14 protein-coding genes are annotated in these 19,739 nt (G+C 65.3%); 4 read left to right on the top strand and 10 right to left on the bottom strand.

The genetic code is table 11. The features are described 5' to 3' along the window. Positions 1-9: 9 nt before the first annotated feature. The 4 genes from LQG66_RS32995 to LQG66_RS32980 form a co-directional block, all read right to left on the bottom strand. Complete coding sequence (locus LQG66_RS32995; RefSeq protein WP_231319973.1) at positions 10-1,035, bottom strand: ABC transporter permease; 1,026 nt, start codon at positions 1,033-1,035, stop codon at positions 10-12. Continuing rightward, a complete protein-coding gene (locus tag LQG66_RS32990; RefSeq protein WP_231319972.1) occupies positions 1,028-2,548 on the bottom strand; it encodes a sugar ABC transporter ATP-binding protein in 1,521 nt (506 codons plus the stop codon). Before LQG66_RS32990 ends, LQG66_RS32995 begins: the two co-directional genes overlap by 8 nt. A 135-nt stretch (positions 2,549-2,683) precedes the next feature. Beyond that, a complete protein-coding gene (locus LQG66_RS32985) occupies positions 2,684-3,637 on the bottom strand; it encodes a sugar-binding protein (RefSeq protein ID WP_231319971.1) in 954 nt (317 codons plus the stop codon). A 470-nt stretch (positions 3,638-4,107) separates the two neighbouring features. Further along, positions 4,108-6,390, bottom strand: coding sequence for a fused MFS/spermidine synthase (locus LQG66_RS32980; RefSeq protein ID WP_231319970.1), 2,283 nt, complete (start codon positions 6,388-6,390; stop codon positions 4,108-4,110). A gap of 215 nt (positions 6,391-6,605) precedes the next feature. On the opposite strand from LQG66_RS32980, the gene LQG66_RS32975 reads away from it, so the two are divergent. Further along, on the top strand, positions 6,606-8,207 hold the full coding sequence (locus LQG66_RS32975; RefSeq protein ID WP_231319969.1) for a phytoene desaturase family protein: 1,602 nt from the start codon (positions 6,606-6,608) through the stop codon (positions 8,205-8,207). 526 nt (positions 8,208-8,733) lie between these two features. On the opposite strand, the gene LQG66_RS32970 is transcribed toward LQG66_RS32975, so the two are convergent. Both LQG66_RS32970 and LQG66_RS32965 read right to left on the bottom strand, forming a co-directional pair. Beyond that, the gene (locus LQG66_RS32970; RefSeq protein WP_231319968.1) at positions 8,734-9,057 is read right to left on the bottom strand and encodes a hypothetical protein; all 324 of its coding nucleotides are present in this window, start codon (positions 9,055-9,057) and stop codon (positions 8,734-8,736) included. 186 nt (positions 9,058-9,243) lie between these two features. Further along, a complete protein-coding gene (locus LQG66_RS32965; RefSeq protein WP_231319967.1) occupies positions 9,244-9,408 on the bottom strand; it encodes a Flp family type IVb pilin in 165 nt (54 codons plus the stop codon). A gap of 265 nt (positions 9,409-9,673) precedes the next feature. On the opposite strand from LQG66_RS32965, the gene LQG66_RS32960 reads away from it, so the two are divergent. Then, positions 9,674-10,570: a 50S ribosomal protein L11 methyltransferase gene (locus tag LQG66_RS32960; protein ID WP_231319966.1), complete on the top strand. Its 897-nt coding sequence runs from the start codon at positions 9,674-9,676 to the stop codon at positions 10,568-10,570. A 52-nt stretch (positions 10,571-10,622) separates the two neighbouring features. Here LQG66_RS32960 and LQG66_RS32955 read toward each other — a convergent pair whose 3' ends face one another. Beyond that, positions 10,623-10,805, bottom strand: a complete 183-nt coding sequence (locus LQG66_RS32955) for a hypothetical protein (RefSeq protein ID WP_231319965.1) — start codon at positions 10,803-10,805, stop codon at positions 10,623-10,625. A gap of 237 nt (positions 10,806-11,042) precedes the next feature. On the opposite strand from LQG66_RS32955, the gene LQG66_RS32950 reads away from it, so the two are divergent. Both LQG66_RS32950 and LQG66_RS32945 read left to right on the top strand, forming a co-directional pair. Continuing rightward, positions 11,043-12,866, top strand: a complete 1,824-nt coding sequence (locus LQG66_RS32950) for an aminopeptidase P family protein (protein ID WP_231319964.1) — start codon at positions 11,043-11,045, stop codon at positions 12,864-12,866. 346 nt (positions 12,867-13,212) lie between these two features. Next, the gene (locus tag LQG66_RS32945; protein WP_231319963.1) at positions 13,213-14,490 is read left to right on the top strand and encodes a multidrug effflux MFS transporter; all 1,278 of its coding nucleotides are present in this window, start codon (positions 13,213-13,215) and stop codon (positions 14,488-14,490) included. A gap of 190 nt (positions 14,491-14,680) precedes the next feature. Here the strand turns inward: LQG66_RS32945 and ligA are convergent, their stop codons facing one another. The 3 genes from ligA to LQG66_RS32930 form a co-directional block, all read right to left on the bottom strand. Continuing rightward, entirely contained in the window at positions 14,681-16,831 is a 2,151-nt protein-coding gene (ligA, locus tag LQG66_RS32940; protein ID WP_231319962.1) for an NAD-dependent DNA ligase LigA, read from the bottom strand. Between the two features lie 147 nt (positions 16,832-16,978). After that, entirely contained in the window at positions 16,979-18,652 is a 1,674-nt protein-coding gene (gene recN / locus LQG66_RS32935; RefSeq protein WP_231319961.1) for a DNA repair protein RecN, read from the bottom strand. A 126-nt stretch (positions 18,653-18,778) separates the two neighbouring features. After that, on the bottom strand, positions 18,779-19,669 hold the full coding sequence (locus LQG66_RS32930; protein ID WP_231319960.1) for an outer membrane protein assembly factor BamD: 891 nt from the start codon (positions 19,667-19,669) through the stop codon (positions 18,779-18,781). Between the last annotated feature and the right edge of the window lie 70 nt (positions 19,670-19,739).

The raw sequence follows: 19,739 nt of genomic DNA, 5'->3' as shown, positions 1-19,739 counted from the left end.
CCGGTCACCTCACTCCGCGCTGACGCGCTCGAGCGCAGCCGGCGTGCGTTCGGTGCCGGCCTGCTCCCGAACGGCGGGAACGCGCTGCCGGCGCTGTACCAGATACTGGTCAGCCAGCACGCCGATGAGGATCACCGTGCCCATCACGGCGAAATTGAGCGAGCTCGGAATGCCGAGCAGGTTGACCAGATTCTGCAGGACCTGCAGCAGGATCGTACCCAGCACGACGCCGATGACCGAGCCTTCCCCGCCACGCAGCGAACAGCCGCCGAGCACCGCCGCCGCGATGGCGTAAAGCTCATAGAACGAACCGTGCACTGCCGGTGAGATCGACCGCGTATACATCGCGATCAGGACCGCGGCGAGCGCGGTCAGGCCGCCACAGATCACATAGGCCGATATCACGATCCGGTCGGACCGGATGCCGGAATAGCGCGCCGCCTCCTCGTTCTTGCCGACCGCATAGAGATAGCGGCCGAACACCGAGCGATGCAGCACCACCCATGCGATCGTCGTAACGATGGCGAGCGCCACCACGCTGTGCGGCAACGGAAAGCCGAGCACGTTGGTCCGGCCCGTGGTCAGCCATTCGAGCATTGGGAAGCTGGCGCCGAAACCGAACCCGGCAGTGGCGTCCTCCGTGTAATAGCGCGCGGCGCCGCGATAGATCAAAAGCCCGCAGAGCGTGACCACGAAGGGCTGTATCTTCATCTTGGTGACGAGCGTGCCATGCGCGGCACCGATCGCAAGTCCGCCTGCGATGATGAGCGCGAAAGCCAGGATCCAGTTGACGTCATGGTTGACGATCAGGTCGATGAACAGCACGCCGAGCAGCGCAATCACCGAGCCGACCGACAGCTCGATGCCGCCGATGATGATGACGCAGGCTTCCGCAATGGAGAAGATGCCGAACATCCCGATCTGGTTGGCGGTGTTGGACAGATTGCCGGCGTACAGAAAACGCGGGTTGATGAGGGCGACGACTGCGCCGACCACGAGAATCAGGACCAGCAGGCTCAAATCTTTCTTACGCACGGTCCCTCACCTCGATCATTTCGCCGACGGCAAGCTTCAGCACGTGGTGCTCGCTGAACTCGCTGCGCTCCAGAAAGCCCGAAATCGCGCCCTCGTGCATCACCGCAATCCGATCGCTCACCCCGATCACCTCTTCCATGTCGCTCGAGATCATCAAGATGGCGACGCCGGCATCGGTCAGACGACGCAGCATCTCGTAGATCTCATGCTTGGCCCCGACATCGACGCCGCGGGTCGGCTCGTCGAAGATCAGGACCTTCGGCCGCATCGACAGCCATTTGGCGAGCACGACCTTCTGCTGATTGCCGCCGGACAGCGCTGCGGCCAAGGTTGCCACGTCGGGCGTACGGATCTTGAGTTGCTCGCGCAGGCCGTTCGCGTTCCGGGCCTCGCGCTCGGTATCCACCAGGAACCAGCGCGAATAGGATGCAAGATCGGGCAGCGAGATGTTCTCGGCGATCGAGAGGTCGAGCAGCAGGCCGCAGGCCTTGCGGTCCTCCGGAATCAGGTAGATGCCGTGCGCGATCGCCGCGCGCGGCGTCGAAATGCGGATCGGCTCGCCCTCGAGCCTGATGCCGCCGCCCTGCAATGGATCGACCCCGAAAATGGCGCGCGCCAACTCGGTGCGCCCCGAGCCGACGAGGCCCGCAAGCCCGAGAATTTCGCCGCGGCGGATCTGCAGGCTGACGGCCCGCTCCGGATAGGTCTCGGTGACGGCGTCGACGATGTCGAGCACGGTGTCGCCCGGAGGCGCCGCCGGCGGCACGTAGAGCGATTTGAGATCGCGCCCGATCATCAGCCGGATCATTGCCGCCGGCGTCAGCTCGGACCGCGCCAGCGCACCGACCATGCGCCCGTCGCGCAGCACCATCGCGCGGTCTGCGCATTGCTGCACCTCGTTCAGTCGGTGCGTGATGAAGATGACGCTGACGCCTTCCGCCTTCAAGCCGGCGATCACCTGCATCAGCCGGTCCGTCTCCGTCAACGTCAGGCTGGAGGTCGGCTCGTCCATGATGACGAGGCGGGCGTCGAGCGACAGCGCCTTGATGATCTCGACCAGCTGGCGCTGGGCCAGCGACAGCGAGGCCAACGGCGCATCGGCTGCGAAATCCGCCCCCAGGCGCTCGAGCAGCGGCCGCACCTTGGCGTGGAGCCGCTTGCGATCGATCAGCTTCAACGGCCCGCCATAGACCGGCTCGCGGCCGATGAAGACGTTGGCAGCGACGTCCAGATTGTCGAACAGATTGAGTTCCTGGTGGACGAAAGCGATCCCGGCCTTGATCGCGTCCGTCACGCTCAGCGTCCGACGCTCGATACCGTCGACCCGGATGAGACCACCGCTCGGCTCGACGACGCCACCGAGCACGCGCATCAAGGTCGACTTGCCGGCGCCATTCTCGCCGACCAGCGCGATCACCTCGCCTGGCGCCACGGAGAAGCTGACGTGGTCGAGCGCGACCACGCCGGGATAGATCTTGCTGATGTCGACCAGTTCGAGAAACGGCTCTGCCATGTGGGCTGCATTCAGGCCGAGGTCGCCAGCGTGACGGGACCGACCGCAAACCCAACCGGCGGGATTGGATCATCCGCCGGTTGGGTTGCTTTCGACGTCCGGACTGCGGGCCGTGCCGGCACTCCCTTGCGTCTTCTACTTCTGCAGCATCTGCTTCATCTGGGCCATGAAGTCCGCGACATTCGATTTGTCGATGACCTTGCCGGGCACGATGATGATGCCGTTTGCGGGAATCCCGGACTTGTCGCCCTCGATGACTTTCGCCATCAGCTTCATGCCCTGATAGCCCCACTCGAACGGCTGCTGCACCACGGTCCCGACGATGCTGCCCTCGTTGACGCCGCCGAGCGTGATCGGATCCTCGTCAAAGCCGATGATCTTGATCTTGTCGAGCTTGCCCGCCTCCTTCAACACCTCGTAGATGCGCGGCGTATTGTAGGAGTAGAAGCCGACCAGGCAGCTGACATCGGGCATCTTGGCCAGGATGTCCTCGACATTGCGCTTGGCACGGGTCTGGTCGATCTCGTCGCCGCGGACGTCGACCAGCTCGACCTTGGAGCCTTTGATGATCTCCTTCACGCCTTCGATGCGCTCGCGCGCATTGTCGGCGCCGGGCAGACCGACGAAGCCGACGCACTTGCCGCCGTTCGGCAGCGCCTTGAGTATCAGCTTGCCTGCGTCCTTGCCGAGCTCGGTGTTGGAGGAGCCGATATAGGCGATGCGCTTCGATTGCGGCGCGTCGCTGTCGGTGGTGAAGAGCACCGTCTGTGCGGCGACCTTGTTGAGGTGCTCGGTCTGGTTCTTCGGGTCGACGGCGCTCACCATGATTCCGGCAGCGCCGGCCGCGACCAGGTCATCCAGCATCCGCTGCTGCACGGCGGCTGCCGCCTGCTCGGGATATTTGAGCTGCAGGCTGTAATTGGGCAGCTCGCCTTGCGCCTTCTTGAGGCCGGCCTCGGCGATCTTCCAGAAGTCGGACGCACCATTGACCACGAAGGCCAGCACCTTCTTGTCCGCGGCTCCCGCCGAGCCGAGACCGAGCGCCATCGACATCAAAGCAGACGCACCGGCAATCCAAAGACGCTTCATTGAACCCCTCCCCTGTGAAGCCAGCTTGCTTTGATGCAGCCGGCACTTTTGTACTCACGAAAGACATTTTCGGCCCGCCCCCGTTCGGACAGCACAGCACGTCTCAGTCTGGACAGCACCCGAGTGATGGTTTCGCTCTGGAAAGCGAGGTCAAACCGCCCTCGTCGCTGAGATCAACTGAGATTTGCCGCGCTGGCGCCCCGAATGAGGGGCGCACCTCAAGGTAGCATGGTCATGACAGGCACGCAACAGAGGCCCGCGCAGAAAGCACGAGAGCGCTGCGTTTTGCGATGCGGCAGGCCCGACTGGGATTCTGCATGCCTGGAGAACCCATGACGCGATGCAAACCAGGTTCGCTTTCAGCCGAGGCACGCACCTCCTAGCTCATGCAACAGGTATAGCCGCGGCGCGCAATCGTGGCCGCGCTGGTAGGCAGGAGACGCCTGCAAATGACGAGCGACCCCGCCCCTCTATTCGCCGTCGCGCAGCCGCCGGTAGACCGCACCGAGAACATTGGAATAGTCGTCGGTCCAGACCCGCTCGCCGTCGGTCGGCTCGGTCTCGGTCCATTTGTCCGATGATGCGAGCTTGCCGACGTCGGCCTCCTCGCGCGCGCTGACGACGACATCGGTCGAGAAGATGTACTCGTCGTCGCGTCCGGAATCCTCGTTGTAGACCCAGCTCTTCAGGTCGTTGGCGTCGGCGATGCCGACCACGACGCTCTCGAGCTCCAGGTGGCGGTTGGAGACGTGCATCACGACCGCGCCCTGCGGCGCCAGCTTGGCCTTGTAGATCGCCATCGCCTCCTCCGTCGCCAGATGGATCGGGATCGCATCGGACGAATAGGCATCGACGATGATGACGTCATAGGCACCGTCGGGCTCCCTGGCGAAGGTGAGCCTGGCGTCACCGATCACGGGCTTCACGTCGGGCGCGCAATTCCTGATGTAGCTGAAATATTTCGGGTCGCGCGCGGTATCGACCATGGTCTGGTCGATCTCGAAGAAGGTCCAGCTCTCGCCGGGCTCCGCCGCGCAGGTCAGGGTGCCGGCCCCGACGCCGATCACGGCGACCCTCAGCGGCGCGCCCTTGCGCTCGCGGATCGCGGTGATGGCGCGCCCGATGCCGCCGTCCTTGTGATAGTAGGTGATCGGCTCGGGACGCCCGGTCACCTTCGAGCCGTCGGCATTGAGATATTTCTCCGCGCCGTGAATCGTCGTGCCGTGCATCAGCACGTGGTAGTGCCCGTCGGACGTCACCACGATCTTGTGCACGCCGAAGAAGCTCCGCACGGTCTCGACGCGGCCGTCGTCGGCCGGATAGGCGCGGATCAGGACCAGCGCGAGAGCCGCGGTCGCGAACACCTTCCAGCGGCCGCCATTCAACAGCAGCGCGATCAGGGCAGCGAGCACGCCCACCGCGCCTGCGACATAGACGCGATGATCCTCGAGATAGGCCGTCACCTTGCCGGTCATGCCGGCCGGCACCAGCAGTGCGATCGCGATCGCCGCCAGCGCGATCCAGTACCAGCGCGTGACCAGCGGCAGCCGCTCGGCCTTCTCGCTCGGCCGGCACAGTGCCGCGAGCGCAAGCAGGATCGGATACTCGGCGACCCAGGAGAAGGTAAACGGCGCGATCAGCCCGGCGAACAGGCCGCCGACCATGCCTCCGAACGACAGCGCGACATAGAAGCCGGTGAGATACTTCGCCGGCGGCCGCGTGCGCGCGAGCTCGCCGTGACAGGCCATCGCGATCACGAAGAAGCACAGCTGATGACCGCCGAGCGTGAGCGCGAGATTCTGCTCGCCGCCGAACGCGAGCAGAATGACGACGCCGGCAATCGCCACCGGCTGCAGCGCCAGCATCCATTTGTGCGGCAGCAGCGGCCGCGACTGGAACACCAGCACCCAGGTGAGCAGATAGAGCGACAGCGGCAGCACCCAGAGCAGCGGCGCGGCAGCGACGTCGGTCGAGATGTGCGCGGTCACCGCGATCAAGAGCCCCGACGGCACCGCGGCCAGGAAGATCCAGCGCGCACGCAGTAGCCAGGTCGGCGCCGGGGCGTCGCGGTCCTCGCCCTGGAGCATGCTGACGACGAGGACGGGCGAACGCAGCAGCAGGACGCCACAACTGGCGATCAGCGCGATCAGCACGCCATAGCCGCCGGTCCAGATCAGGTTCTGCACCCGCAGGCTGAAGATCGGCTCGATCAGCACGGGGTAGGACAGCAGCGCCAGGAAGCTGCCGATGTTCGACGACGCATAGAGAAAGTACGGATCGGGACCCGCAGGATGACCTGTGCGCACGAACCACGCCTGCAGCAGCGGATTGTTGGCAGCGAGCGCGAAGAACGGCAGGCCGATCGACACAGTAAAGAGGCCGAGCAGCCAGAGCGCATAGCCTGACGTCGGCGGATCGCCCCAATGGCCGGCGATCGACAGCGGCAGCGTCAGGATGGCAAAGCCGAGCAGCAGCAGGTGGATGGCCACGGGGAGCACGCGGCTGCGCAGCTGGGTGAGAAAATGCGCGTAGGCGTAGCCCGCAAGCAGCAGGGCCTGGAAGAACACCATCGCCACCGACCACACCGCCGGCGAGCCGCCGAGCCGCGGCAGCACCATCTTGGTGAACAGCGGCTGCACCGAGAACAGCAGCAGCGCGCTGACGAAGATCGCGGCGGTATAGACGACGAGAACGAGCCGATTGCGTGCGGCGGAGGGCTGAGCGACGGCGGCGGACGAGGCGATTGAGGTCATGACAACTCCAGCGGCGGCTCGCCCGGCCTCAGGCGGCGGGCGGACCGCGACGTGCAGACGAGACATAGCGGATCGCAGGGCGGTATGGCGAGCAGCCGCGGCAAATGGAGTTTCCCTTGACGGCGCGCCGATCCGGGGCGACAGCACGCTCTCCGAGGAGCAGTTCCCCGCAGCCGAGACGTGTTGGTCATTAATCAGGGCTTTTTGAAGCGGACATGAACGAAACCGACGCCATCATCATCGGAGCGGGCCATAACGGCCTGACCTGCGCGGCCTATCTCGCCATGGCGGGCCTGCGCGTGCATGTGGTCGAACGCCGCAAGGTGGTCGGCGGCGCCGCGGTGACCGAGGAGTTTCATCCGGGCTTCCGCAATTCCGTCGCGTCCTACACGGTGAGCCTGCTCAATCCGCGCGTCATCTCCGACCTCAGGCTGCACGCGCACGGGCTCGAGATCGTCGAGCGCCGCGCCCAGAACTTCCTCCCCTCGCCGGATGGCCGTTATCTCCTGACCGGCGAGGGCCGCACGCAGGCCTCGGTGGCGCGGCTAAGCCACCGCGATGCCGATGCCATCGGCCCGTTCTCGGCACGCCTCGAGGCGATAGCGGACGTGCTGCGCAGCCTCGTGCTGCGGGCACCGCCGAACCTCGTCCCGCAGTTCGGGCTGGCCGCTATCCGTGAGGGCATCAACGCGCTCGGCACCGCCAACACGCTGCGCACGCTGTCGCTGGAGCAGCAGCGCGATCTGCTCGACCTGTTCACACGCTCCGCCGGCGAGATGCTCGATGAGATCTTCGAGACAGATCTGGTGAAGGCGCTGTTCGGCTTCGATGCGATCGTCGGCAACTACGCCAGCCCTTACGCGGCCGGTTCCGCCTACGTGATGCTGCATCACGCCTTCGGCGAGGTGAATGGCAAGAAGGGCGTATGGGGCCATGCGATCGGCGGCATGGGTGCGATCACGCAAGCGATGGCCCGTGCGCTTCACGAGTTTGGAACGCTGGTCGAGGTGGATTGCGGCGTACGCGAGGTGATCGTCGAGCGCGACCGCGCCGTCGGCGTCGTGCTCGAGGATGGCCGCGCCCTCCGTGCGCGCTATGTCGCGGCCAACGTCAATCCGAAGCTGCTCTATACGCGCCTGGTACCGGCTGGCGCCCTGCCGGAGGCGTTCCTGAGCCGCATCCGCAACTGGCGCAACGCCTCCGGCACGTTCCGCATGAATGTCGCGCTGAGCCGGCTGCCTTCGTTCAACGCACTGCCCGGCGGGGGCGATCATCTATCGGCCGGGATCATCCTCAGCCCCAGCCTCGGCTACATGGAGCAGGCCTATCTCGACGCCCGGGCGCATGGCTGGAGCCGCGATCCCGTCGTCGAGTTGCTGATCCCCTCCACGCTCGACGCCACGCTCGCGCCGCCCGGGCAGCACGTCGCCAGCCTGTTCTGCCAGCACGTCGCGCCCGAGCTGCCGGAGGGCCGCTCCTGGGATGATCATCGCGAGGAGGTCGCCGACTTGATGATCGCGACCGTGGACCGCTATGCGCCGGGGTTCGCCGCCAGCGTGATCGGCCGCCAGGCCCTGTCGCCGCTCGATCTCGAACGGCAGTTCGGCCTTCTGGGCGGCGACATCTTCCACGGCGCGCTGACCCTGAACCAGCTGTTCTCGGCCCGCCCGATGCTCGGTCACGCCGATTATCGCTCACCGTTGAGGGGCCTGTACCATTGCGGATCGGGCAGCCATCCGGGCGGCGGCGTCACCGGCGCGCCCGGCCACAATGCCGCCCAGGCCATCCTGGCCGACCATCGCGCCCTGTTCGGCTGAGGACAGGCGGTTGAGAAGCCTGTGGACAAATCTGTTGGCAATTCCGGGAAAAGGCTGCGGATAGCAACCTGGAAGCGGCCTCGAAACCTGGGGACAGCTGTGTAATGCCTTCAACAAGAAGTTTGTCCATAAGACGCTGGGCGCCACTCCGACTGTGGCCGCTGGCCTGATTGATCGCGTCATGAAGATGACGGACGTGGTTGGCCTGATCGATGCAGTCAAACCCAGTCCCGGCCGTTCGCAGTCCCTATAAGAAGTGCGAAGCGGTCGAGAGCAATGGGTAAAAGTTGCTGTCTTAAAAAAGACTCCCATAGGTTGTGCGACTCATTCAAAGTGTTCGACGCGCCAATTCCGGCGCGGAGAGTAATACAATGGCTAAGGTAGCGCCGTTTCATTCGAAAAAGCCGAACACCAAAAACGTTTATCATGACAACGACAAGTGCACTGAGGGCAACAATATCGAACGGCAATATCTGGCTTCTGGCACTGGCGGTCGCCCGAAGTGCGAGCATTGCCAGCGGCTCAGCTAATCGGCTTCATTCCGAACCGTGGTGCGGAAAACTAATTCCCACCACGGCCCCTCCAACTGACCATCCATCACCCCATAGACGCGCTGCATTCGGAGCACCGGCAATCCGTGCTCCATTGCAACCGCAAGCGCCTTGTAGCCCGCCCAAGCACTCCCCTCAAATTTTACGGTCGGGTCGGGGAAGGCGTGACCAGGTCCGCCTTCGCACGACTCGAACGTTTCGATGCCACCAGATCGGAGCACCAGCACCGCTCTTCTGATGCCTGCATCCAGTTCCATATCCGTGCTGGGTGCAGAATCTTCTAGGCTAGGTCCAGACAAGGCCAACTCCAAAAGCTGACAGACCCGCCCGTTGGGAAATGGGAGGGGCCGAACGAGCGTTCCCAATTTCGGTAAATTTCAAGCTGAGACACTGCCGGATAAACCAGTTCAGCCCGTGACGCCCGGCAAAATGAAAAACCGGGCGTAGTGGCCCGGTCCTTCGAGAACGCCGCTCTGGAAGGCAGATTACTTCAGTGACGTGTTGATGGATTCGAACTTGCTGCTGAGCGAGGTGCCCAGCCCGTTCACGGCCGCGATGATCGCCAGCGAAATGCCGGCCGCAATGAGACCATATTCGATGGCGGTGGCGCCGGATTCATCACGCAAGAATTTCAAGACAAAGGTCTTCATCTGTACCTCGTTTCCCAACCCAGGAACCGAGGACGATCCGGTTCCCACGTGAGGAACATTATCCAGCAATAACCTAAGGTTGAGATAACGATCGAAATTCAAGTGGCGGGATATTTCGCAGGAAATACAGCACAACTTTTATGAGCATTTACGGCGGTAACCCACAATCGAAAGGTGTATCAGACGCGCAGGTTTCGATTGCCGCACTTGCGCTGGCCGTCAGATCGCTTAACCACGCCGGGAAAATCTTCTCCGGACCCCTCAGATGACCTCTACCGCTACCCCCGCCACTCACAAGGCCAGCTTCACGGTTGCGGATGAAGCCACCGCGCGCCAGGCCGTCGACGTGCTCACGGAGGTGTTCTTCGACGGCGACGCTGCGGTCGCAGCCTTCGAGCGCCCGGACGGGCGCTGGGACGTGACGGTCCATTTCGCCGATCCGCCCGATCAGGACCTTGTGCGCGAGCTCGTGGGCGGGGCGGCAGGTACCGCCGTCGCCGAGAGCCTCGCCTTCGAGGTGGTCGAGGCCAAGGACTGGGTCAAGGCCAGTCTGGACGACCTCGTCCCGGTTCCAGCCGGCCGCTTCATGGTCCATGGCAGCCACGACAGGGCCAGGGTGCCCGCCAACAGGCTCGGGATCGAGATCGAGGCGGCGCTGGCCTTCGGCACCGGCCACCATGGCACGACGCGCGGCTGCCTGCTGCTGCTCGACCACATCTTGAAGGCGCGGACGCCGCGGCGCGTGCTGGATCTCGGCACCGGCACCGGCGTGCTGGCCATCGCCGCGGCCAAGGCGCGGCATCGCCGCGTGCTGGCGAGCGACATCGATGCACCCTCGGTCATGGTGGCGCGGGACAATGCCCGCCTCAACGGCGTCGGGCCCCTGGTCCAGGTGATCCGCGCCACCGGCTTTGCTGCGGATGACTTTGCCAACCAAGGTCCCTTCGACTTGGTGCTGGCGAACATCCTCGCCAATCCGCTTCGGCAGCTGGCCGCACCGATGCAACGCCACCTGGCACCTGGCGCCCATGTGATCCTGTCCGGCCTGTTAACCACGCAGGCGCGCGCCGTCCTCGCGGCCTATCGCGCGCGCGGCCTGGTTCCAGTCCGGCATTTGAAGATCGAGGGTTGGAGCAGCCTGCTGCTGCGAAAAGTCCAATGAGCGACCGAGCGGGTCACGAAACGAAGCGGATCACGAAACGAATTGAGAGCTGTTAGGTCTTTGGCTTGGCCTGCTGAGCAGCGGAATCAGTTCGCTCACGCTGCGCACGCCGACGGCGCGGTTCGACCAGACGATTCACGAGATCGGCCAGCGCGCTACGCGGCTTCTCGGCGGGCGCGGGCGCCGGTCCAATTGGCGTCGGCGCCGACAGCTTCTCGAAGGTAAAAGCAGGCATCGTGCATCCCCTCGCCGTTGAGTTGAGGCACTCCCCGGATTGCGCGACCGTGGATGATCTTTACGATCGTGGTCGTCACATCCAACCGTTTCCTCGCCGCATCTCTTCCGGATGACGGCCATGAGACAGCAAATCTTTTTGCACTGGCGAATGCAAGGAGATTCTTCGTGCGCTGCACCTCGATGTGAGGAGAGCGCGATTGCGGTGAACGGGCCCCGCTCCTAAAGTATGAGAACGATGTTCGAAGCTCATTTCCAGACGTTCGAAGAACCCGAAACAGGTGTCGCACTGACGGCGCGGCTGGCCGCTCTCCGCGAGGAACTCGCGCGGCGAAAGCTGACCGGCTTCATCGTGCCTCGCGCCGATCAGCAGCAGAACGAATATGTGCCCCCCTCCGACGAACGGCTCGCCTGGCTGACCGGCTTCACCGGCTCGGCCGGACTGGCGATCGTACTGTCGCAGGAGGCCGCGATCCTCGTCGACGGCCGCTACACATTGCAGGCCGGCAAGCAGGTCGACGGCAAGGCGTGGACGGTGGAATCGCTGATCGAGCCGCCGCCGGAGAGCTGGCTGACGCGCCATCTGCAGAGCGGTGATCGCATAGGCTTCGATCCGTGGCTGCATACGACGGCCGCGGCGGAACGTCTTTCCGCCGCCTGCGCCAAGGCCGGCGCGGAGCTGGTGCCGGTCGAGGGCAATCCAATCGACAGCGTCTGGACGGAGCGCCCTTTGCCGCCCCTCGGCGCCGTCTCCGTCCATGGTGTGGAATTATCCGGCGAGATCGAAGCGGACAAGCTCGGCCGAATCCGCCAGGAGATCGAGCGGCTCGGGGTCGAGGCGCTGGTGCTGTCCGATTCGCACAATGTTGCATGGACCTTCAACATTCGCGGCAGCGATGTCTCCCACACGCCGCTGCCGCTGTCCTATGCGGTCGTGCCGAAGAGCGGGCGACCGACGATCTTCATCGATCACCGCAAACTCTCGAACCTCACGCACGACCATCTCGAACAGAGCGCCGAGGTGGCTGAGCCGGACGCGTTGACGCCGCGGCTGACCCAGCTGGCCCAGTCAGGCGCGGCGATCGCGCTCGACAGCGCCACCGCAGCGGACGCGCTGACGCGGCTGATCCAGGGCGCCGGCGGCAAGCCGGTGCGCGGCGCCGATCCGGTCAGCCTGCTCAAGGCCGCCAAGAACGCGGTCGAGATCGAGGGCACGCGCCGCGCGCACCGGCGCGATGCGGTCGCGCTCGTCCGCTTCCTGGCCTTCATCGACCGTGAGGCGCCGAAAGGCACGTTGACGGAGATCGACGCCGTCGAAGCGCTGGAGAGCTTCCGCCGCGACACCGGGGCGCTCAAGGACGTTTCGTTTCCGACCATCTCCGGCACCGGCCCGAACGGGGCCATCGTCCACTATCGCGTCACCCGCAAGAGCAACCGGCGCATCATGCCGGGCGATCTGCTGTTGATCGATTCCGGCGCGCAATATGAGGACGGCACCACCGACGTGACGCGCACGATCGCCGTGGGCGTGCCGACCGACGAGATGCGCGACCGCTTCACCCGCGTGCTGCGCGGGCATCTTGCGATCGCGCGCGCGGTCTTCCCGGACGGCGCCACCGGCGCCCAGCTCGACACCCTGGCGCGGCAGTTCCTGTGGCAGGCCGGCATCGATTTCGAGCACGGCACCGGCCATGGCGTCGGCAGCTATCTGTCGGTGCATGAGGGGCCGGCGCGGATCTCCAAGCTCGGCACGACGGCGCTGAAGCGCGGCATGATCCTGTCCAACGAGCCGGGCTACTACAAGACCGACGCCTTCGGCATCCGCATCGAGAACCTCGAGCTCGTGGTGGCGAAGGACGTCGCTGGCGCGGAGAAGCCGATGAACGGCTTCGAGGCGCTGACCTTGGCGCCGATCGACCGCCGGCCGATCGACGTGTCGATGCTGGGCAGCGACGAGCGAGCCTGGCTCGACGCTTATCACGCGCGAGTCAGAGAGGCAGTCCGTGCTGCGCTCGACGAGACGGATCAGCGCTGGCTCGATCAGGCGACGGCGCCACTCTAACGCTCCGGGCCAAGAACCGTAAGGTGGGCAAAGGCGCAGCCATATGGTCTCCTCATTCGAGATCGTAGCGGCGCCGTGCCCACCGTCTGGCTGGTGAATTCGCTGATCGGCGGTGGGCACGCTGCCGCCTTGCGGCGACCGCTATGCCCACCCTACGAACTACACGATCGCCTGGCGAGCCCTTGCCATCCCCGGACACTCACTGTGGAAACTCTGCACCGCGCGGTGGCTGATCCGGGTTGCAACTGTCCCGCTGCCGGCATGGCCGCATGCGGAAACAGGCATTTCCGTGGTGCGGAAGGTCGCTACATTGGGCTGCGTCCGAAACGATCCAAGCGACGCCTCCATGCACGGAATGATCAGCAAGCCGCCTTTGGCAGCGCCGCTGCGCGCCACGCCATCGCGCACGGTGCTGATCCTCCTTGTCGTCATGACCGGGCTGGCGCCGATCTCGCTGTACCTGCTGGTGCCGGCGCTGCCGATGCTCGCGACCACGTTCGGGCGCGACGCCTCCGTCGTGCAGATGACGGTGTCGTTCTACATGGTGGGAATCGCGATCTCGCAATTGCTGCTGGGCCCGCTGTCGGACCGTTACGGCCGCCGCCCGGTGATGCTCGCGGGCCTCGCGCTGTCGATCGTCGCGAGCGTCAGTTGCATCTTCGCCGACACCCTGCCGCAACTGATCGCCGCGCGCTTCTTCCAGGCGCTCGGCGGCGCCAGCGGCATGGTGATCAGCCGCGCCATCATCCGCGATCTCTATCCGCGCGAACGGATCGGCGCGATGATCAGCCTGGTCGTCGCGGTCATGATGATCGCGCAGATGCTGTCGCCGCTGACCGGCGGCCTGATCGAAACCGCGTTCGGCTGGCACGCAATCTTCTACGTTGCGGCGGCCTTGTCGATCGTGATCGCGATCGCCGTGACGCTGGCGCTGCCGGAAACGCGCGCCGCCCGCATCGAAGGCGCCAGCTTCCGGCGCGATGTCGGGGTGCTGGTGAAAAGCCGCGCCTTCCTCGGCTATGTGCTGTGCCAGGTGCTGGCGTCGCAGATCATCTTCGCCTTTGCCGGCGGCGGCCCCTACATCGTCGAAATGCAGATGGGCCGATCATCGGCCGAATATGGCGCGTGGTTTGCGACCACCGGCTTCGCCTATTTCGTCGGCAACCTGTTCTGCGTGCGGTTCTCGCCGCGCCATTCGCTCGACCGGCTGATCTGGTTCGGGCTGGCGCTGCAACTCACCGGCGCCGCGATGAACTTCGCGTGGAGCACCTTCGGCTTCAACCAGGTGCCTTCGGTGCTGTTCGGCACGCAGATGCTGATCATGTTCGCCAACGCCGCGGTCATGGCGAACTCCGCGGCCGGCGCCATCAGCGTCCGGCCAGGCGCGGCCGGCACCGCGTCAGGCGCCATGGGCTTCCTGCAGATGGGCGTGGGCGCGCTGACGTCGCAGCTCGGCGCCTGGCTCGGCGGCCATTTCGCCTCCACGCTGCCGCTGACATCGGCGATCCTCGTGCTGTCGTTCGCCTGCGTCGCCAGCATGATCTTCCTGGTCCCGCGCGTCTCGGTGATGGTGACGAAGGAGCTGATCGAGCAGGCGGAGGAGGACGAGGCCGGGGTGATGTGACCCACGGATGTGAGGGACTGCACAACCGCGCGTCACCCTCGGTGTCGTGCCCGCGAAGGCGGGTATCCAGCACGCCGAGACGGATCGCTTCAATATCAACTGCCTCTGGAATACTGGATCATCCGCTTTCGCGGATGATGACAGTTGCGAGTGTGGCAATCTGCGCCTGTCGCAAACCACTGCGGACCTGCTACTCCGCGATCAGCTGCAGCCACTCGTCCTCGGTGAGCACCTGCACGCCGTGCTTCTGCGCGTCTTTCAGCTTCGAGCCCGCGCCGGGGCCGGCGACGACGTAGTCCGTCTTCTTCGAGACCGAGCCCGACACTTTGGCACCGAGCCGCTCCGCAGTCGCCTTGGCCTCGTCGCGCGTCATCTTTTCCAGCGTGCCCGTGAACACCACCGTCTTGGCGGCAATCGGCGAATTGCGCTTCGGCTTCTCGGCGTCCAGGATCTTCACCTCTTTCGTCAGCCGCTCTACGATGCCGAGGTTGTGGTCCTCGCCGAAATAGGCGGCGACGCTCTTGATCACGGTGTCGCCGATCTGGTCGAGCGCGTCCATCTCGGCGATCGCCTCCTCGTCCGCCTTGGCCACCTTGAGGCAGGCATCGTGGAACGCCTCCCATGAGCCATAGCCGCGCGCCAGCGCAAGCGCCGTGGTCTCGCCGACATGGCGCATGCCGAGCGCATAGATGAAGCGCTCCAGCGCGATCTCGCGCCGCGCATCGATGGCGTTGAAGAGGTTGCGCACCGAGGTCTCGCCATAACCCTCGATCTCTTCCAGCTTCAGCTTGGCGTTGCGCGCCGCAAGGGTGAAGATGTCGGCGGGCTCCTTGACCCAACCCTGATCGAAGAAGAACTGGATCTGCTTCTCGCCGAGACCGTCGATGTCGAAGGCGCGGCGCGAGGCGAACAGCTTGAGATGCTCGATCCTCTGATAGGGGCAGGCGAACTCGCCGGTGCAGCGCGCCCGCGAGCCCTCCTCGCCGGTTGCGATCTCCTCACGCACGACGTCGGTGTGCAGCGGACACGGGCATTTCTTGGGAAAATGAAACTCCTTCGCATGCTCGGGCCGCTTGTCGATGAGGACATCGACCACCTGCGGGATCACGTCGCCGGCGCGCTGGATCACCACGGTGTCGCCGATCCGGATGTCGCGCCCCTCGCGCAGCACCTCACCCTTGTTGCCGATGCCCTTGATGTAGTCCTCGTTGTGCAGGGTCACGTTCTGCACGATGACGCCGCCGACGCCGACCGGCTCCAGCTTCCCCACCGGCGTGAACGAGCCGGTGCGGCCGACCTGGATCTCGATGTCCTTGAGCACGGTCATGGCGCGCTCGGCCGGAAACTTGTGCGCGATGCCCCAGCGCGGCGTGCGCGACACGAAGCCGAGCCGCTCCTGCCAGTCGATGCGATCGACCTTGTAGACGACGCCGTCGATGTCGTAGTCGAGCTCGGCGCGCTGCTCCTCGATGGAACGATGGAACGCGAGCAGCTCCTCGACCGAGTGGCAGAGCCTGGTGAGCGGGTTGGTGGTGAAGCCGCAGCGCTCGAACCATTTGATCATGCCGGTCTGGGTGTCGGCCGGAGACGGCCCGCTGATCTCGCCCCAGGCATAGGCGAAGAAGCCGAGCGGCCGCGAGGCCGTGATGGTCGGATCTTTCTGGCGCAGCGAGCCTGCAGCCGAATTGCGCGGATTGGCGAAGACGGTGTCACCGGCTTCCTTCTGCCGCTCGTTGAGCGCGAGGAACGCCTGCTTCGTCATGTAGACCTCGCCCCGGACCTCGCAGATATCGGGCAGGTTCCGGCCGTGCAGCTTGTGCGGCACGTCCTTCAAGGTCCGGATGTTGGCGGTGACGTCCTCGCCCTCGGCGCCGTCGCCGCGCGTCGCCGCCGTGACGAGCTCGCCACCCTCGTAGCGCAGCGACATCGAGAGCCCGTCGATCTTCGGCTCGGCGGAGAAATCGATGCTGTCATCCGCAAGCTTGAGGAAGCGCGCGATGCGGCCGGCAAAGTCGCGCACATCCTCCTCGGCGAAGGCGTTGTCGAGCGACAGCATCGGCACCGCGTGCCGCACCTTCTTGAAGCGGCCGGATGGCGCAGCTCCGACCTTCTGCGACGGCGACTCGCTGCTGACGAGCTCAGGGAAGCGCTTCTCGATGGCGTTGAAGCGGCGGCGCAGCTCGTCGTAGTCGGCATCCGAAATCTTCGGTGCGTCGTCCTGGTAGTAGAGCCGGTCGTGGGTTTCGAGCTCCAGCGCCAGCCGCTTCCATTCCACCTTGGCCTGCGCCTTGGTGAGATCGGCGACGTCGACGGGCTGCTTCGGTTTCGGCGTTTTCGGCATGCTGCGTATCATCTGCTCGTCATTCCCGGGCAAAGCCAAGGGCTCCCGGGATGACGGTGTACACAATGCCCGCTTCGCTGCCAAAAGCGTTTGGTCCGAAGCCTCGATCCGAGGCCTCGATACGAAGCCTCGATACGAAGCCCTGGGCTACGCCGCAGCGGCCTCCAGCAGCCGGTCGGCGGCGGCGCGGGCCTCGGCGGTGACCTCGGCGCCGGCCAGCATGCGCGCGATCTCCTCGCGGCGGTGCAGGGTGGCGAGCGTATTGACCCGGGTCACGACTCGCTTACCACGATCGAGCGCATCCTTCGAGATCAAGAGATGCTGGTCCGCCCTTGCCGCAACCTGCGGCGCATGCGTCACCGCCATCACCTGGACCCGGTGCGCGAGCCGCGCCAGCCGGGCGCCGATGGCATCCGCGACCGCACCGCCGACACCCGTGTCGATCTCGTCGAACACCAGCGTCGGGGCCGAGCCGCGATCGGACAGCACGACCTTCAACGCCAGCAGGAACCGCGACAGCTCACCGCCGGAGGCAACCTTCATCATCGGACCGGGCCGCGTGCCGGGATTGGTCTGGACCCAGAATTCGACGCGGTCGATGCCTTCGGGCCCCGGCGCCTCCGCGTCACTGTCGACCTGGGTCATGAACTTGGCGCGTTCCAGCTTGAGCGGGGCGAGCTCGGCCTGGACGGCCCGGTTCAGCTTGTCCGCGGCCTTGGTCCGCGCCGCCGACAGCTTGGCCGCCGCCGCGGCATAGCGCGCATCCGCCGCCGCAGCCGCTGCCTCGAGCTTCTTCAGTTGCTCGGCGCCGGCATCGATCATGACGACATCGGCGGCATATTTGGCAGCCAGCGCCGCCAGCCCATCGACAGGCGTCGAGTATTTGCGCGCAGCGGCGCGCAGCGCGAACAGCCGTTCCTCGATGCGCTCCAGCTCTAGGGGATCGAAGTCGGTGGCCGCGAGCGCCACCGTCAGATGCTGGTCGGCCTCTTCCAGAGCGTTGATCGCCGAATCGATCGCCTTCACCGCCGGATCGACCAGCGCGGGCGAGCTGACCGCGCGGCGCTCCAGCCGGCGCACCGCCGCGGCGAGCGCGGCGATCGGCGACTGATGCCCGCTGACCGCGTCCTGGGCGTCGCGGAGATCGCCCGCGATCTTCTCGCCCTGCATCATCGCGGTGCGCCGGGCGGCGAGCTGGGTCTCCTCGCCCTCCTTGGGAGCCAGCTTCTTCAGCTCGTCCGAGGCATGGCGCAGATAGTCGGCCTCCCGCGCGGCGCGCTCCATGCCGGCACGATGCTCGTCCAGCGCGGTGGTGGCGGTCCGGCGCGCGGCCCACAGCGACTCGACCGCTGCGACATCCTTTTCCAGGCCCGCAAAGGCATCGAGCAGCCGACGGTGGGTGGCGGCGTCGACCAGCGCGCGCTCGTCATGCTGGCCATGGATCTCGACCAGCGTGGCGCCGATCCCCTTCAGCGTCTGCACGCTGACGGACTGGTCGTTGATGAAGGCGCGGGTGCGGCCGTCGCCATACTGGACGCGGCGCAGGATCATCTCGCCGTCGGCATCCAGGCCGTTGTCCGCCAGGATGCGCGCCGCCGGATGCTCCTTGCCGATCTCGAACACGGCCGTGACCTGGCCCTGGTCGGCCCCATGGCGCACCAGGCTGGCGTCACCACGTCCGCCGAGAGCGAGCGCGAAGGCATCGAGCAGGATCGACTTGCCGGCACCGGTCTCGCCGGTCAGCACCGCAAGCCCATTGGAAAACTCGAGATCGAGTCGTTCGATCAGGACGATGTCACGGATCGACAGTCGCGCCAGCATGGAGGCCAAAGTCCTTCGTAAGGGGGCAGCAAGCCCCTGAGCGAACGACTCGACCCTACCAGAACAATGAGAACAAAACAAGAATATCGCGAGCTGGAACTATCCAGGCGTGGTGTTGACGTCGGCTCAGCCCAGCCCGAGCTTCTTGAACGCCCTGGAGATATAGGACCCCTTGTTCTCCTCGGGCTCCACGCCGCCGGACTTCACGAGACCGTAGGCATCCTTGTACCAGCGGCTATCGGGAAAATTGTGCCCGAGCACGGCTGCCGCGGTCTGTGCCTCGCCGACGATGCCGATGGCCATGTAGGCCTCGGTCAACCGGAACAAGGCCTCCTCGACGTGACGCGTCGTCTGGTACTGCGTCACGACGGTCTTGAAGCGGTTGATGGCCGCCGTGTAGTCCCGCTTCTGCATGTAGTACCGGCCGACATCCATCTCCTTGCCGGCGAGCTGATCGCGGGCGCCCTCCATCTTGGCCTTGGCATTGGTGGCGTATTCGGAGTTCGGATATTTGCGCACCACCTCTTCCAGGGAGGCGATGGCCTTCTCGGTGCGGCCCTGGTCGCGGCTGATATCGGGAATCTGGTCGTAATGCGACGCGGCAATCAGGTATTGCGCGTAGGCGGCGTCCGGGCTGCCCGGATGCAGGGTCACGTAGCGGGTGGCGGCGCCGATGCAGCCATCATAGTCAGCGGCCTGGTAGGAGGCGTAAGCCGACATCAGCAGCGATTTGCGGGCCCAATCCGAATAAGGATGCTGGCGATCGACCTCCTCGAACTTCTTGGTCGCGCCTTTGACGTCCTTCTTCTCGTTCATCAGGTACAAGCCCTCGTTATAGAGCTTGTCCGCGGGCTCATCGACGAACGTGTCGTCCTTGGCCATGAACTTGTCCCAGAGCCCGCCCGTGCCGCAGCCACTCAAGGGCAGCGCGAGCAGGACGAGTGAGCCGGCAAGGCGAAGCCGGCCGATGCTCGCTGCGGGGCGACGAAATTCGCGCGTGAGACGCTGTATCGACATGCTTCTTCGGAACCTGATGCCTGTGATCTGATCTACGCCGCGCACCATGAACGTCGTCTCATGAACGCGA

The organism is Bradyrhizobium ontarionense, assembly GCF_021088345.1.
GTDB classification, from domain to species: Bacteria; Pseudomonadota; Alphaproteobacteria; order Rhizobiales; family Xanthobacteraceae; genus Bradyrhizobium; species Bradyrhizobium ontarionense.
This window is presented reverse-complemented; position numbering and strand designations above follow the sequence as displayed.